This window comes from Bacteroides celer, from assembly GCF_002632415.2.
In the GTDB taxonomy this organism is placed as follows: domain Bacteria; phylum Bacteroidota; class Bacteroidia; order Bacteroidales; family Bacteroidaceae; genus Bacteroides.
The window spans coordinates 402460-419773 of record NZ_CP178209.1; the positions used below are offsets into that span (position 1 = coordinate 402460).

8 protein-coding genes are annotated in these 17314 nt (G+C 40.4%); all 8 read left to right on the plus strand.

Annotated features, from left to right (window positions below; genetic code table 11):
• Positions 1–6 precede the first annotated feature (6 nt).
• The 8 genes from CJF29_RS01280 to CJF29_RS01315 all read left to right on the plus strand — a co-directional run bounded on the left by CJF29_RS01280 (position 7) and on the right by CJF29_RS01315 (position 17310).
• Positions 7–3087, plus strand: coding sequence for a SusC/RagA family TonB-linked outer membrane protein (locus CJF29_RS01280; protein ID WP_099146583.1), 3081 nt, complete (start codon positions 7–9; stop codon positions 3085–3087).
• 13 nt (positions 3088–3100) lie between these two features.
• A complete protein-coding gene (locus tag CJF29_RS01285; RefSeq protein WP_099146582.1) occupies positions 3101–5179 on the plus strand; it encodes a RagB/SusD family nutrient uptake outer membrane protein in 2079 nt (692 codons plus the stop codon).
• 24 nt (positions 5180–5203) lie between these two features.
• Positions 5204–6271, plus strand: coding sequence for a DUF4973 domain-containing protein (locus CJF29_RS01290; protein WP_099146581.1), 1068 nt, complete (start codon positions 5204–5206; stop codon positions 6269–6271).
• Between the two features lie 148 nt (positions 6272–6419).
• Entirely contained in the window at positions 6420–8294 is a 1875-nt protein-coding gene (locus CJF29_RS01295; RefSeq protein ID WP_099146580.1) for a hypothetical protein, read from the plus strand.
• 51 nt (positions 8295–8345) lie between these two features.
• Positions 8346–10073, plus strand: coding sequence for an endonuclease/exonuclease/phosphatase family protein (locus CJF29_RS01300; protein WP_099146579.1), 1728 nt, complete (start codon positions 8346–8348; stop codon positions 10071–10073).
• 331 nt (positions 10074–10404) lie between these two features.
• A complete protein-coding gene (locus CJF29_RS01305) occupies positions 10405–13116 on the plus strand; it encodes a glycoside hydrolase family 2 protein (RefSeq protein ID WP_099146578.1) in 2712 nt (903 codons plus the stop codon).
• Between the two features lie 103 nt (positions 13117–13219).
• Positions 13220–14365: a glycoside hydrolase family 130 protein gene (locus CJF29_RS01310; protein WP_099146577.1), complete on the plus strand. Its 1146-nt coding sequence runs from the start codon at positions 13220–13222 to the stop codon at positions 14363–14365.
• Between the two features lie 14 nt (positions 14366–14379).
• Entirely contained in the window at positions 14380–17310 is a 2931-nt protein-coding gene (locus tag CJF29_RS01315) for a glycoside hydrolase family 2 protein (RefSeq protein ID WP_099146576.1), read from the plus strand.
• Positions 17311–17314: the final 4 nt, after the last annotated feature.

The window sequence follows — 17314 nt, forward strand, 5'->3', positions numbered from 1 at the left end:
TATTTTATGAGGAGTAAAAATTTAATTGCATGTATGTTATTGTTGCTCTTTTCCATAACCGTCTGGGCGCAGGAAAGTGCAATGATAACTGGAGTGGTGACCGATGAGAATAAGGAACCCTTAATTGGTGTGAATATTGCGATACAGAATATGCCTGGGTTGGGTGTTATTACTGATATAAATGGTCGATACAAAATAAAGGCATCTGCTTATGACAGACTTGTATTCTCATATATAGGTTATGAAACTGTGGTGGTATTGGTAAAAGAACAAAAAACCATCAACGTAAAAATGAAAGAAGCAGCTAGTACGATTATTGATGAAGTCGTAATTACAGGTACGGGAGCACAAAAGAAAATTGCAGTGACTGGTGCCATTACTAATGTGGATGTAGATGCGTTGAAATCGGTTCCTTCCACTTCTGTGGTGGATGGATTGGCTGGTGTTGTTCCGGGTGTAATGGCTATGCAAACTTCCGGACGACCAGGTAGTGTGTCCGAGTTCTGGATTCGTAGTATATCCACTTTTGGTGCTAATACAGCTGCATTGGTGCTTGTAGACGGATTCGAACGTGATATTGATGAAGTGAGCGTGGAAGATATTGAATCATTTACAGTGTTGAAGGATGCTTCTGCAACGGCTATTTATGGTAGTAAGGGAGCTAATGGTGTAGTCCTGATTAATACAAAGCGTGGTAAGGAAGGTAAAATTAATATTGATGCAAAGGTTGAAGGTTTCTATAGCACTTTTACAAAGGCACCAGAATTTGTAGACGGCTACACATATGCTTCTATGGCTAATGAAGCTCGTTTGACAAGAAATCAAGAGGCTTTGTATTCGCCATCAGAATTGGAACTGTTTCGTACACAACTTGATCCAGACCGTTTCCCGGATGTAGACTGGATGGATATGGTGTTACGTGACGGTGCTTGGAGCTCACGTGCTACGTTGAATATGCGTGGTGGTGGTAAAACAGCGCGTTACTTTGTTTCCGGAAGTTATCAGGATCAACAAGGTATGTATAAGACTGACAAAAGCCTTAAGGATTATAATACAAACGCACATTTCAGAAAATGGACGTACCGTATGAATGTGGATATTGATATTACGAAAACGACTCTGTTGAAGGTCGGGGTATCCGGTTCTTTGCGTAAGCAGAATGATACAGGTAGTGGTACAGATAATTTGTGGACTGTATTGATGGGATATAATTCTATCATGATGCCGGCAGAATATTCGGATGGAAAAATTCCGGGATGGGCAGATAAGGATGATAATATGAATCCTTGGGTAATGACTACACAATCCGGATATAATGAAAGTTGGAAGAATAATATTCAGACAAGTCTTACGCTGGAACAGAAATTGGATTTTGTAACTAAAGGATTGCGTTTTGTAGGTAGATTTGGATATGATACGTATAACTCCAATTGGATTAAACGTTATAAATCTCCGGCTGCTTACAAGGCCGACCGTTATCGTCAGCCAGATGGAACATTGAATTTCACGAAAATCAGAGACGAAAAAGTGATGTCGCAATCTTCCAATTCGGAAGGAGAAAAGAGAGAGTTCTTTGAATGGGAACTGCACTATAGTCGTGCTTTCAAAACTCATCATGTTGGAGGTGTACTGAAGTATACGCAGGCTTCTAAGATTTTTACTCAAAATATAGGTACAGACTTGAAGAACGGTATTCCTTATCGTAATCAGGGAATAGCCGGGCGTTTCAACTATAACTGGAATTATCGTTATTTTATTGATTTTAATTTCGGATACAACGGCTCTGAGAATTTCCACAAAGATCATCGTTTCGGATTCTTCCCGGCTATCTCCGGTGCATGGAACTTGGCTGAGGAACCATTCATGAAAAAGATTGCCGGAAAATGGTTGAATATGTTGAAAATCCGTTATTCTTATGGAAAGACTGGAAATGATGCTTTGTACGAAGGCAATGAGAGAGTACGTTTCCCCTATTTATATTCGATAGCAACCGATAATAATGTTTACCATTTTGAAGATATTGGAACTGGAGAGAAATTGTGGAATGGAAAATATTACTCAACAGTGGCTTCTCCAGCTATTTCGTGGGAAGTTGCTACTAAACAAGATTTGGGTATTGACTTTTCTTTCTTTAATGACAAACTGACTGGAGAGATTGACTACTTTAAAGAACGTCGTGACGGTATCTATATGACTCGTTCTTATATTCCTTATGAAGTGGGAATTGGTAATGCTTCGAAAGCAAATGTTGGTATTGTAGAAGCAAAAGGATTTGATGGTCATTTTGCATTCAAACAGAAATTTGGTAAAGTGAATTTTACGTTACGTGGTAATATTACTTACAGTAAGAATAAGGTGATAGAAAAAGATGAAGAGAACACCATTTATGAATATAAGTTGGACCAGGGACATCGTGTTAATCAGGCAAGAGGACTTATTGCTTTGGGATTGTTCAAAGATTATGAGGAAATCAGAAATAGTCCGAAGCAAACCTTTGGTGAGGTGATGCCCGGTGACATTAAATATAAAGATATTAATGGTGATGGTATAATTGACTCGAATGACCGGGTGGCTATCGGTGCTACCACTCGTCCTAACTTGGTGTATGGATTCGGTTTTTCGGCTAAATGGAAAGGGTTGGATTTCAATGCTCATTTCCAAGGAGCAGGTAAGTCTTCTTTCTTTGTCAAAGGTACAACCATCTTTATGTTCCAAGGTGGTGACGGTTGGGGAAATGTTTTGAAGGAAATGGCAGAAAGTAACCGTTGGATTCTGGGTGAGAATGAAGATCCGAATGCAGAATTCCCTCGTTTGACTTATGGTGATAATAAGAATAACTATCAAGAATCTAATTATTGGTTAAGAGATGGTTCTTATCTTCGTTTGAAGACATTGGATATCGGCTATACCTTTCCGAAAGCTTGGGTTAATAAGATTCATTTGAATCAAGTACGTGTTTTCTTTATCGGAACCAATTTGCTGACATTCTCTCCGTTTAAATATTGGGATCCGGAGTTGGGAAGTTCGGACGGAAAGAAATACCCGTTAAGCAAGACGCTTTCGTTAGGCGTATCAGTTAATCTATAAACAAGAACAGAATATGAAGAAACTTATAATAAATTTAGGTTTTATATTAGGAGTGAGTACCATGGTTGTCGGATGTACCGATTATTTGGACTCAGACTACCTTTTCGAGGAACGTGTTAACATTGAAAATGTGTTTCAGAGTAAGGACTATACCAATGAATGGTTGGCAAAGGGATACGCTTATATGAATCACGATTATCTGCAACAAGTGAACAGCAAGAAGAACACTAGTTTCAATTTTGCAGATGATATGTACTACATAGATTTGAATTATGTAGATTGGAAGGGTGGAAACTATACGGAAAAAGGATTAGGTAGTGGAAACAGTTTGTATATATGGCAGGCCGCCTATCAAGCGATTCGTCACGTTTCCATTTTTATTCATAACGTGGATGGTAATGAAGAGCTTACTGAAGCTGAGATTACGGATATGAAAGGACAGGCTCATTTTTTGCGTGCATATTTCTATTGGATGCTGATTCGTTCATTCGGTCCGGTGCCCATTGTCCCGGATGAAGGGGTCGATTATACGAAAGAGTATGATGATATCGCTTATCCTCGAAATACGTATGATGAATGTGCGGATTACATTGCTGAAGAATTGGTGAAGGCGGCTACGATGTTGGACGACACACGCGACGTACAGAATATTGTTCGTCCTACACGTGGTGCGGCATTGGCACTTCGTTCGCGTGTGCTTTTGTATGCAGCAAGCCCTTTGTATAACGGACAAGCACCGTCGGAGGTGATTGATGCATTGGTTGATAAAAGCGGGCGTAAGTTGCTGTCCGATACATACGACAACCGGAAGTGGGCAAGAGCTGCTGCCGCCGCTAAGGATGTAATGAACTTGAAACGGTATAAGTTATATGTGGCTTATAAACGAGAAAGTAATGATATGGCCTACCCGACAACTATTACTCCGCCAGACGATAACGGAACTTTCCATACGGAAGATTGGCCTAATGGCTGGAAAAATATTGATCCGTTCGAATCATACCGTTCTTTGTTTGATGGAGAAGTGGGTGCGTACAATAATGACGAAATTATATTTACTAGAGGTGTCAATCAGGGGGCTGAGAATATCAGGGTAATGGTTATCCATCAGTTACCTCGTTCACAGGGCGGCGGATATAACTGTCATGGCATGACGCAGAAGCAATGTGATGCTTATTACATGAAAGATGGTAGTGATTGTCCGGGTATGAATTCTATGTATAAAGGTATGGATGGATATACCGATCCAAGTCGTTATAATGAACAACCGCGTGTTGCAGGTGTGGTTGAAACGTCCGAACTGTCTAATTATCCTGAATTAGGTCCATTGGGAAAAGGTATTTCCAAGCAGTATGTGAACCGTGAACCCCGTTTCTATGCATCAGTAGCCTACAATGGTAGTGTATGGCATATGTTGAATGCAAGTGCGGAGGAGAAAGAAGAAACGAATGTTCCTATTTTCTACTATAGAGATGCCCAAGATGGTTACAAAGCAGGTACTAACTATTTGAGTACAGGTATCGGTATTAAGAAGTTTGTACACCCAAAAGATTTAGCTGATTCTGAAAAATCGTATGACGTGAGTCGTGTAGTGCAAAAGTATGCTCCGGACATTCGATATGCGGAAATTCTGTTGAATTATGCGGAAGCATTGAACGAAGTTGAAGGCTCTTATGAAATTCCGTCTTGGAATGGTGAGACTATGTATACTATCACACGTTCGGCAACAGCTTTGAAGGAGGGTATTCAGCCTATTCGCATTCGTGCCGGCTTGCCAGACTATGAGGTGTATGATGATGTAAAGAAGTTCCGTATTAAAGTAAAACGTGAACGTCAGATTGAACTGTTTGCGGAAGGTCATCGTTTCTTTGATATTCGTCGTTGGTGTGATGCTCCAATTGAAGAGGCTCTTCCTATTTATGGTTGTAATATCTATTTGACTTCGGAAAATCCGGATGGTTTTCATACACCGATAGAGGTCACTTCCTTGCCTACCATGTTTACTACGAAGATGTGGTTTTGGCCGATCCATCACAATATAATGAAACGGAATATGTGGATGATTCAGAATCCGGGCTGGAAAGATCCGGAATAAACCTACTAAATTTGGATAGAAAAGATGAATAATATATGTAAATTATTGATTGGCATGATGGCAGCGGTATGTTGCGCTTCATGTAACAATGAGTGGGAAGATGAACAATTCAAGCAGTTGGCATCTTTCAAGGCGGAGATTAATAACGAAGGGGTAACTTCTACTTATGTACGCTATAAACCAGGAGGAGTGGTGACTTATCAGCTTCCGATTTTGTTGAGTGGTTCTACTATGAATACACAGGCAAGAACTATCCATGTGGCACTTGACACAGATACGTTGAAGGCGTTGAATCATGAACGTTTTGGTGAACGTCGTAAGGAACTTTTTTACCTAGAGTTGGGAAAACAGTACTATTCCATACCGGAAACAGTAGAAATGCCTGCGGGTGAATCTGAAGCGCTGTTACCTATTGATTTCACTCTGGGAGGGCAGAACAATGCTAAACCGTTGGATATGTCGGATAAATATATTCTACCATTGACTATTCAGGACGATCCGTCTTATAACTATCAGGTGAACAATCGTCTGCACTATCGGAAGGCATTGTTGAATATTATTCCGTTCAATGATTATTCAGGTTCGTATGATGGCAGCTTGTTGAAGATATTCTTGGAGAATCAGAAGGATAACTTCATGTTAGCTACTCATAAAGCTTATGTGTATGACGAAAAGACTATTATGCTTTACATGGGGGTTCGTGATGTGAATTACTTAGATCGTAAAAAGTATAAGTTGTATGTGGAGTTTACGAATGAACCGTTGAATGAAGGAAGTGAGATGAAGAAGAAACTGAGATTATGGACAGATAACGGGGGCGAGGATGGCAATAACTTTAAAGTTGTGTTGCTGGGTGAAGGAGATGATGATAGATTTAAGGAAGCTCCTTATTATACAATTGTCGAAGAGAACGATCCTGTGAAGCCTTACTTGAAGCATATCTATATCACTTTGTCTATGGGATACTCATTTGAGGACTATACGCTTAGCCCGGGTAACCGTATGAAGTATAGAGTAGAAGGTACATTAAGTATGCAACGTGACTTGAATACGTTGATTCCGGACGAAGACCAACAAATCGAATGGAATTGATGGGTTGTTGATTGATGAATATAATAATGAGAGGCAGTGTTCAAATCTGGAATTGGGTACAGCCTCTCGTTTTTTAGAACTATAAAACAATTTATTAATGGTTTAGTCAGCTCTTTTGGGATAAGGAGCGTAATTAATTTGTTTACATATGAAAAACTACAAAATTCTAAAGAATATTTATATCTGTTTGGTTTTATTCTCAACGGTTTTAGTCGGTTGTTCAAAAAGTGATGAAACCCCGATTCCTGATGATCCCCAGCCTTCTGGCAAAGGTAAAATAACATTTAACTTGCATACTCCGGGTGCATTCCTTACCAAGGCAGTAGGTGTTGGTAACGAAAATGGTGGCACTAATGACAAAATAGCCTTTTATCAATTTAGCAAAGAAGGTAAGTATGAACAAAGGTATGTCTTAAATTATGCGGATGCTTCTGTAGGTGCAAATGGTGATACAAGGTCATATACCGTAGAATTAGCTTCTTCGACTGGAGGAGAAAAGAGGTTTATCATTGTGGAGAGTGAGAATGAGAGCAATTTCCCTAATATGAGTGCAACAAATACAATCGATGAACTACTAAATAGCAAAACTGTTGCCGAAAGTGGTAAGTTGAATCCTCCATTTGTTATGTCTAATGTCAAAACAGATGGTAAGGAGTATGTGACAGTTGCCGATGTGGAATCTTCCAACAATCAGGTTGATGTAAAACTTAAAAGACGTGTAGCTAGATTTGATTTGTTGAATGATCCAACAGAATCGGGATTAGTGATTGATAAGGTATATATTAAGAATAGATACACTCAAGGATTCATAGGTGACGTAAGTGGTAATGCAGGCAATATATCTGCTGATGTTTTGGAAATACCGGCAGCTGATTTAGCTAATGACGGAAAGAGTTTCTATCTTTATCCGACTCAGTTGACTTCAACTCTTGAGCAGAATGAAAAAACAGTAGTATGGGCTACCACTAAACTTGCTAATACCAATACAGAAGGGCCGACTCTTTATCTGAATCTTACTGCTGATATTAATGTGGAGGCCAACTATCTCTATCAGCTTAATACGAAAAAGATAGCCGGTTCTACAGGCTTTGATATCTCAGTAGAAGAATGGAAAGACGGAACTTCAATTGATTGGGTAACGATTGAAGACGGAATCTCTGTAATGGATAACAAAGCTACTATCATTGCTGGTACAGATATTAAAGGGACTTATGTAAAAATTGCAGCTGACGCTACAATGCCATATACTATAAAGCGTGTCGTTACAGATTATAGCTCAGCAGCATTGGACGCTGCGTATGACGGAAGTTTGCCTGCATGGCTTACTATTTCTTCATCTACTAAAGATGCAGGTAGTGGTCTTTATCGTCATGAGATTGTTTACACGGTGACTGCACATCCGGCGAAAACAAGTCAGTTTGCTATCACACATCTTAACGGAGCCGTTTCAGATGAGAACTTGTTGGTAATCGGGTTTGCCGATCCGTATCCGGGCACTCCGCTTCCCTGTCTATCGTGGGGAGAGAAGCTCTATTCGCCGGTGCACTGTCGTCAGTCCACCTATCTTGTGCATAACACTGTGGATAAGGCTTATTTTTGTGGAACTGAAGGCTACACGTTTAATACTCCTATGCAAGGTAAGTCGGGTAATGAGGGGGCGAAGAATCTTTGTCCCGAGGGCTGGACGGCACTGAACAGTGCAGAGGCAAAAGATTATATTTTGTGGGTAGGAGAGCATCTCAAGTCACGGGTAATGGAGGCTGTATATACTTACTGTTGGTTTGATAAAGACGGCGAGGCAACTAATCTGCGCATATTGGGGGGATACTCCAATAAAACTGCTCCCAATGTGAAAGACTTGGCTTGTTATGGTACGTGGCCAAGTGTGGCTTGGGTGAATATCAATAAAGGGGAAACTCTCTCTATAGATGACAAGACATTCTACGATTATCATAATTGGGATGTGAAGAAGGATTACGGAATCCCCTACAGATGTATCCGTGATAAAGCAGGTTGGGAATAACTGAACGGATTCTCGAAAGGATATATATTCAATGATTAAATTTGTAAGACAATGCTAAAGAATACTTTATTTGTGATTCTTCTAATGATTTCCAGCTTATTCACGGCTTGTGCTGAAGGATATGTAAGTGATGTGCAGAAGGAGGATGACACAAAAGAAATACGTTTCAGTCTGAATATGGAGGGGGGGCTAACGATGTCCTCCACTAGGGCTTCTGTGTCTTTGGACGGAATGAAATGGAAGATATTCTGTTTTGACGATCAATATAATTATCTGTTTGACAAAACAGGAAGTATAGGGGATGCAGCAAATGAAATAAAGGTTTCTGTAACTAAAGGCGTCGTTTATCGATTTCTGTTTTTGTGCACCACAGCCGATAAATTCCCAGAGTTGACTTCTGGTAAGACTTATTGGGATTTAGAAGCGTATACTCCTCAATTGCCGTTAGCTGATCCGATGGCGATGCTTGTCAGTAGAGGTAATGAAAAAGATGGTACACTTCGTGTAGCTGCTGCGTCTGCATCGGTGCAGGTTACTCTTGCTCCGCGTGCATCTAAGATCGTTTTGCAAAAGGATCCGGATACAGCTTCGGATATTACAGTGAATTCCGTGGCTTTTGCAGATGCCGCTTCTTCTGTTCCTTATGCTCATATCGAACCTCAACATTACAGTGAATATGAGAATCTTCCGGTAGCAACCCGAAAGACCTATCAGTGTGTGCCCCAAGAGGATGTATGCTATATGCTTCCGGATATGTGCGCCGGAACCTTTGGAGTGAATGCTACGCTGCATATCACTCATCCGATTTCTGGAGAACAGGACGTACGGGTAACGGTACCGGTGGGACTTGCGTTGAATGTAGGCAGTGGAAAGACTTACTATATTGAAATGTCTGCTGATGCAAATGGAAAAGTTGCTGCTACTTGGGCAACACGTGTAGCACCCAAAACGCTGAAACTTGCTACACAAAACTTATGGGGTAAATCGACTTCCGTTGTGTTGGATTACTTCAATAGAATTGATGTGGACGTGCTTTGTGCGCAGGAATGCAGTAATCTCTCCGAATCTGATATACAAGCACAGGGGCTTTACGTTCATACTCACTCCAACAATGGGCAGGGAAAATGCAGCATTATATCACGTTATCCTTTCTCGGGGATTACACCAAACAAGTATGGTGTTTATATCGACTTGGGTGATGGCATTGTTGTGCTGGTGATGAACTGTCACGGTGCTTTCTATCCTTACGGTCCTTATCAGTTGAATGGTATCGCATATAAAGGATATGAAGGTACGGACGATGTTGACTATGTAGTAAAAGTCAATAAAGAAGCTCGTCAAGGCATGGTGGACAAACTGCTGGAGGATTTTAATTCATCTACCACTCCTTTTGTTTGTCTCTCGGGTGACTTCAATGAACCGTCATGGCTTGACTGGACGGAAGGTGCCTTGGCAGCAGGTCTTGCTTCATACGTTGTTCAGTGGCCTACCACTCGTTCTTTGTGGGAAGGCGGTATAAAAGGTGATGCCTACCGGACGATACATCCGGACCCTGTGACGCATCCGGGATTCACGTGGACGCCGCGTCCGAGCGAGAAGGACACCAAAGACCGATTAGATTTGACTCTTTATACTTTGTCTCCCAACACGGAAGTGAAACGTTGTCAGGTAATAGGAGAGAACACGGAAACGTCGGATATCGTTCTTCCTAATTGGGAACCGTTTGAAAATGTATTCGATCACCGGGGATTACGGACAGAATTTGTCTTTACGAAATGACGGAACGGTGTACCGGAATTAGTGAGTCTCCAGACTGTTAATTATTGAGGTCTCGGGTATTAATACCTGTCGTGTAAGGTATTAATATCCGAGAATTCAGCTATTAATAGCTAACATGCCAACTATTTGTAATGGATAAACCAATGATTAACTAATGTCTTTTTGTCTGTTGCTAGATAACCTTCAAATAGGCAATATATGGTAGTTTGGGACTCAAATTTCATTTATTGACTTGTTTTTAGCATGCCGGACAGGTAGAAAACACTATTTTTGTCCTCATCCGTTTTAGACTTTTAAGATTATATAAACCAATAAATTGTAACGTACGAATATGCACAACATTGCTAAAACCTTTTTCCCGATTTTATTATTACTTTTTGCTGCAGTAGTGACAGCACAGAATGGGAAGAACAATGTCGGAAATGCGCAACGCATCTGGCTTGATTCTGAAATTGGTCATCAGGGCGACTACCAGTGGAAAATGATAAAAGCTGGAGATGCAACAGATCCCGGAGAAAAGATTTCGTTATCCAATTATGCAACTACAAATTGGATGCCGGCCATCGTTCCCGGAACAGTTTTGAATTCTTTGGTGTATAACCAAAAATACCCGGAGCCTTATTATGGAATCAATAATAAGATTGAATCTAAATTGATACCGGATATTTCTGAAACCGGACGTGACTTTTACACCTATTGGTTTCGGACAGATTTTACAGTACCGCAGTCATTCAAGGGAAAGACTGTCTGGTTACAGTTGGATGGTATCAACTACCGGGCAGAAGTATGGGTGAATGGTAACTTGTTGAGCACAATGAATGGTATGTTTATTCAGGACTATATTGATGTTACGGATTTTGTGAAAATCGGAGGAAAAAACGGACTGGCTATAAAGGTCTATCCGGTAGATGTTCCCGGAAGTGCGAAGCCGAAATCCTGGGGAGCAGCCGGCGAATTCCATAACGGTGGAAACGGTAACATTGGTTTGAATACTACCATGTTGATGACGGTAGGTTGGGACTTTACCTTTATGGACGGTATCCGTGACCGTAATACAGGTATATGGAAAAATATTTCCCTCTATGCTACAGGCAGAGTAGCATTACGCCATCCTTTCGTTAAATCTGAATTGCGAAAACCTGATTATGACCAGGCTCGTGAGACTGTATCGGTTGAAATTATCAATCCATCGACCAGTAACCGGGTAATCAGTTGCAAGGTGAAGGGTGAAATTGTGGGTGAAAATATCACTTTCGAAAAGACCTTCCGACTGATGCGTGGAGAAGAAAAAACAGCAACCTTCTCCCCCGAAGAATTCCCGCAACTGATTATTAACTCTCCAAAACTGTGGTGGCCTGTCAATAAAGGACCACAAAACTTATATGATCTGAAACTGACAGTATCAGTTGACGGTAAAGATTGTGATTCTGTAAAGACAAGATTCGGTATTCGTGAAATTGTCTCGGATAGAAAAACTCCCGATAAATCACGTGTCTTTTATGTGAACGGCAAACGATTATTTATTCGTGGTACCAACTGGATACCGGAAGCCATGTTGAGAACTTCAGATGAACGTACTTATGCTGAATTGCGCTACTCCCGTCAGTCCGGTGTCAACCTTTTAAGAATGTGGGGAGGCGGAATTGCAGAGTCTGATTATTTCTTCCAATTGTGTGATGAATTGGGATTGTTGGTATGGCAAGAGTTTTGGATGACCGGTGATACTCGTCATCCACATGACAAGGCTCTCTATATGAGTAATGTGGAATCTACCGTAAAACGTATTCGTAATCATCCTTCTTTGGCTTATTATGTTGCTTCTAATGAGAGTACAGAAGTTACCGGTACTCCTGAATTACTGAATAAACTGGATGGTACACGTGGCTTCCAGATGCAGTCCGAATGTGAAGGAGTGCATGATGGCAGTCCTTACAAACAGGTAAATCCGATGCAGCATTATGAAAATACGGCCTCTCCCAGAGGAAGCCGTGTAGACGGATTTAATCCGGAATACGGTGCACCTACTCTTCCGACTGTGGAAATCCTCCGGGAAATGATGGATGAAAAAGACCTTTGGCCTATCAATAAGGAAGTATGGGATTATCTGGATGGAAATGGTTTCCATCTGATGAGTACTATGTATACAGACTTGGTGAATAACTACGGAAAATCATCATCCATTGATGAGTTTGCACAGAAAGGGCAATTGTTGGGAGCTATTAATTCTAAGAGCATTTGGGAAGTATGGAACTACAATAAGCTGGATTATGGTGATCGTTTCTGTTCCGGACTTTTGTTCTGGTATCATAACTGCTCTATGCCTCAAGTGGCTTCCCGTATGTGGGACTGGTCTCTGGAACCGACAGCATCCCTTTATCATACTGCCAACTCTTTAGAACCATTACATGCACAGTTTGACTATCTTAAGAATACAGTGTCTGTAGTGAATGATTATTATCGTGAATTTAAGAATTATAAAGTGATAGCACAGGTTTACGATATTAACAGCAAGAAAGTATTTGAAGAATTAGCAGTGGTTAATCTGCCTTCGGATGGAGTGGTGAATGATGCGCTGACTATTCGTTTCCCGGAAAACATATCTCAAGTTCACTTTATTAAACTGATTCTGAAAGATGAAAATGGAAAAGATGTTTCTTCCAATTTCTATTGGCGCTCCAATGACAAATATGAAGGAAGCAAGACTTTGACCGGTCCGGCTGCTTCAGGTTTTGAAGATTTGAGTAAACTGAAGCAGGCAAAAGTGAAACTTACCTATAAAGTAAGAGAAGATGATAACAATTACTTTGTAGATATTACTTTGAGAAATACCTCCGGGCAGATTGCTTTCTTTAATCAGTTGCAATTCCTGAATTCAAAAATGAGTCCGATACGTCCTTCATTCTATACAGACAATTTCTTCTCCCTGATGCCGGGTGAAAAGAAAACGGTAACTATTGAAACTGCAAAAGGAAAATTGAAAGATGGAGCTGTGTTGGCACTGAAAGGCTGGAATATAAATAAGCAGGAATATAAATTGAAGTAAAAAAGTAAGGATATGAATTGATTCTGCTTTCTTTGTTTCAGTAGATTGTGGAATCATCATTTATATTATAGAGAAATCATTTTAATTATTAAAAAGAAGTGAGATGAGACTTAAGTTTATCATAGGTGTAGTCGGTATATTATCAGCATGTGGATTTACTAATGCACCTTCTTTAGATACTATTCAGGAAGAACAGGATAATAATTGGGTGATTGGTCCATTCCATCGTCCGGAAGGAGTTAATCCTGTCATATCACCGCAGCCGACAGAATTTTATTGTCCTATGCGGAAACAGCAAGTGAAGTGGGAAGAAAGTGATACTTTTAATCCGGCTGCTACTACAAAAGACGGAAAAATTGTTGTACTTTACCGCGCAGAAGATAATTCGGCTCAAGGCATAGGTAAAAGAACCTCACGTGTTGGTTATGCTGAAAGTAAGGATGGGATTGAGATGAAGAGGATGGCTAGCCCTGTTCTTTTTCCTGCCGAAGATAATTTTAAAGATCAAGATTGGCCGGGGGGCTGTGAAGATCCTCGTGTGGCTATGACCGAAGACGGATTGTACGTGATGCTTTATACGGCATGGAATCGAAAAAAAGCGCGTCTTGCTGTAGCTACTTCCCGAGATCTGAAGAATTGGACAAAGCATGGGCTTGCTTTTGATAAGGCATATAACGGTCGATTTAATGATCTTTTCTGCAAGTCAGGTTCTATTCTAACAAAATTGAAAGGAAATCAATTGGTCATTGATAAAGTTGACGGTAAGTATTTGATGTATTGGGGAGAGTATGCGGTATATGCTGCTACTTCTGATAACTTGATTGACTGGTATCCGGTTTTGGATGAGAAGAATGAGCTAATGAAAATTATACAACCTCGTAAAGGGCATTTTGATAGTTTGCTGACAGAATGTGGTCCTCCGGCTGTTCGTACCAAACATGGTATTGTTCTTATGTATAATGGTAAGAATAGTGGTAAAACTGGAGATGCTGACTATCCAGCCAATGCTTATTGTGCCGGACAGCTGTTACTGGATGGTGACGATCCTTATAAAGTATTGGATCGTTTGGATAAGCCCTTCTTTGCTCCTGAAGCTTCTTTTGAGAAGAGCGGACAGTACAAAGATGGAACAGTATTTATTGAGGGACTTGCATATCACAAAAGGAAATTATACCTCTATTATGGTTGTGCTGATTCTCGGGTAGCAGTCGCTGTGTGTGATGATGTAAAGAAGCTGAAGATAAAATAGTAGATTATAAAACAATGAGAATAAAGCTGAATACATATATTGCTTGTATTGCTATTTTTCTGTGTTCTTCTATAGAATGCATTTATTCGCAAAAATTGAAATGGAATTTTGGTTTATCACGTAAGCAAAGTTCCGAAGTGATACCTCATTCAAAATACTCGTTTCAGACAGCTAAACTTAAAGAGAAGGTTATAGAACCCGGAGAATTGAGTCCGCTTTCCGATTGGGAGTATCAACTATCCAAAGGATGGGAAATGATAGAAGGATATAAAGCTAGAGCTGCCGAAAAATCAGTAGTTGCGCAAGATTTAGATACAAGCGAATGGTATTCGGCAACAGTTCCAGGTACAGTATTAACTACATTGGTGGATCAGGGTGTATACCCTGATCCTTATTGGGGACTTAATAATTTATTGATTCCCGATACGCTTTGCCGGATGGACTGGTGGTATCGCAATTCTTTTAGTATTCCTCGTAATAAGAAGGGAGAGAAAGTGAAGTTGATTCTGAATGGAATCAATTATAAAGCGGAGATCTGGTTCAATAGGCAGTTATTAGGAACTATGACCGGTGCTTTTGAAAGAGGTATTTTTGATATAACTCCTTGGGTGGATTATGATAAAAAGAATCTGTTGGCCATCCATATTCTTCCGCCTAATAATCCCGGTATTCCTCACGAGGCAAATAAGAAAGAAGGAATTGGTCCCAATGGTGGAGCATTGTGCCTGGATGGTCCTACTTTTATCTCTTCAGAAGGCTGGGATTGGATTCCCGGCATACGCGACCGAAACATGGGTATTTGGCAGGATGTCAGAATAAAATTTGGCAATGAACTCGAGATTGCTGATACGCATGTGATTACGGATCTGCCTTTGCCTGACACTACTTCTGTCAATTTTATTGTTCAGGCAGAGATTTATAATTCTTCTAAAACTATGAGGAGTGCCAATTTGCATTTTAATATTGGCGGAGTGGCAGCTGTTTATCCGGTTTCTTTGAATGCAAATGAAAAGAGGATGATTAAGCTGACTTCTAATGAGTGTAAGGAACTGCAAATGAAGAATCCACGTCTCTGGTGGCCGAATGGGTATGGAGAACAGTATTTATATGATGCATCTTTAAGTCTGATTTCATCAGGTAAGGACACGCTTGACGTAAAGAAGATGCGTATCGGTATCCGTGAGTTGGAGTATGAATTGTCTGCATACGAGGATAACTCTCCTATAGTGCGTTTGAACTATAATCCGACTGCTGCTTTGCAAGATGGAAAACCCGCTTTTGATACTGTGAAACGTAAGAAAACAGATAATAAAGTTCGCTATACGAATTACGATGGAGAGTTTGTCCCCTATTTATTAAAACCAGTATCTTCACAAGGAATAGAGTTGATAAAGGATTCACTGATGAAAGAATACATGGTTATAAAGGTGAACGGACAACGGATTTTTTGTAAAGGAGGTAACTGGGGAATGGATGATGGTATGAAGCGAGTTTCCCGGGAACGACTGGAACCTGCCTTGAAGTTGCATAAGAATATGAATTATAACATGATTCGTAACTGGACAGGTGAGAGTACGGAAGAAGTATTTTATGAGCTTTGCGATGAATACGGAATGTTAGTGATGAATGATTTTTGGCTTTCAACAGATGGGTTTAACCTCAATCCACTGGATAACTGCCTGTTCGTTAGAAATGTGACCGAAACAGTACGTCGTTTCCGCAATCATCCCTCTATTGCTTTATGGTGTGCGCGTAATGAAGGGTTTGCGACCAATGAACTTGAGTACATGTTGGCCGCCACTTTAGCTAAAGAGGACGGCAGCAGGCATTATACAGGAAATTCCCGTTCATTGAATAGTTCAGGAAGCGGACCTTGGCGTTATCAGTTTGATGCAGGCTGGTACTACCGTTCTTTAGCAGGAGGATTCCGATCCGAAGTGGGTACTCCTTCTCTGCCTACGGCTGAAACTGTTCGTGAGTTTATGGCGGAAGAGGATACATGGCCCATTAGTGATGTTTGGTATTATCACGACTGGCATAATCATAGATATGGTAGTAAGACTTTTAGTGAGCTTTATAAGGAAGGAATGGACCGTAAATTAGGACCTTCTGATAATTTAGATGATTTCTGTCGGAAAGCACAATTGATTAATTACGAAAGCCATCGGGATATTTTTGAAGCATGGAATAGTAAGATGTGGAATGATGCTTCCGGGGTACTATTGTGGATGAGTCATCCCGCATGGCCTAGTATGGTTTGGCAGAATTACAGTTCAAATGGAGAAACTGCCGGTGCCTATTATGGTACTCAAAAAGCATGTCGTCCTCTTCATATTCAGATGAGTCTTAATAGTCAACATAGAGTAGATATTATTAATACTACGCTGAAGGAATATTGGAATTTGAAAGTGGAAGTCGTGGTTTACGATAAACTAGGAAAAAAGATACGTTCCTCACAACAGAAGGTAAGTCATGTGACACCTAATGCGCTGACTCCTGTGACGCAATTAGAGGATATAAAAGGACTTCCTGATTTCAGTTGGGTAAAGCTGGTATTGACAACTAATAATGGAAAGCTGTTGGATGATAATGTCTATTGGCTCAATCAAAAAGAATGGGACGGAAAGATCCTGACTGATTTGCCGATTTCTTCGGTGAATGTATCTGTGAAGAATTTCACGAAAAAAGCAAATCATTATGAGGGTAAATTTATTGTGAAAAATCCAGGACAACATCTGGCAGCTGCAATAGCATTGACATTAAGGGATGCAAAAACGGATGCGCCCATTCGTCCAGCTTATTTTGATGACGGATATTTTTATTTGATGCCCGGCGAATCTAAAGAAATCCGTTTTCAGGTAGACTGTAAAGAAGGGGTGGATAAGTTGCTTTTGCGGGTGGATGGATATAATGTTGAATCGAAAGATATATTGTTGAATAAATAAAGAT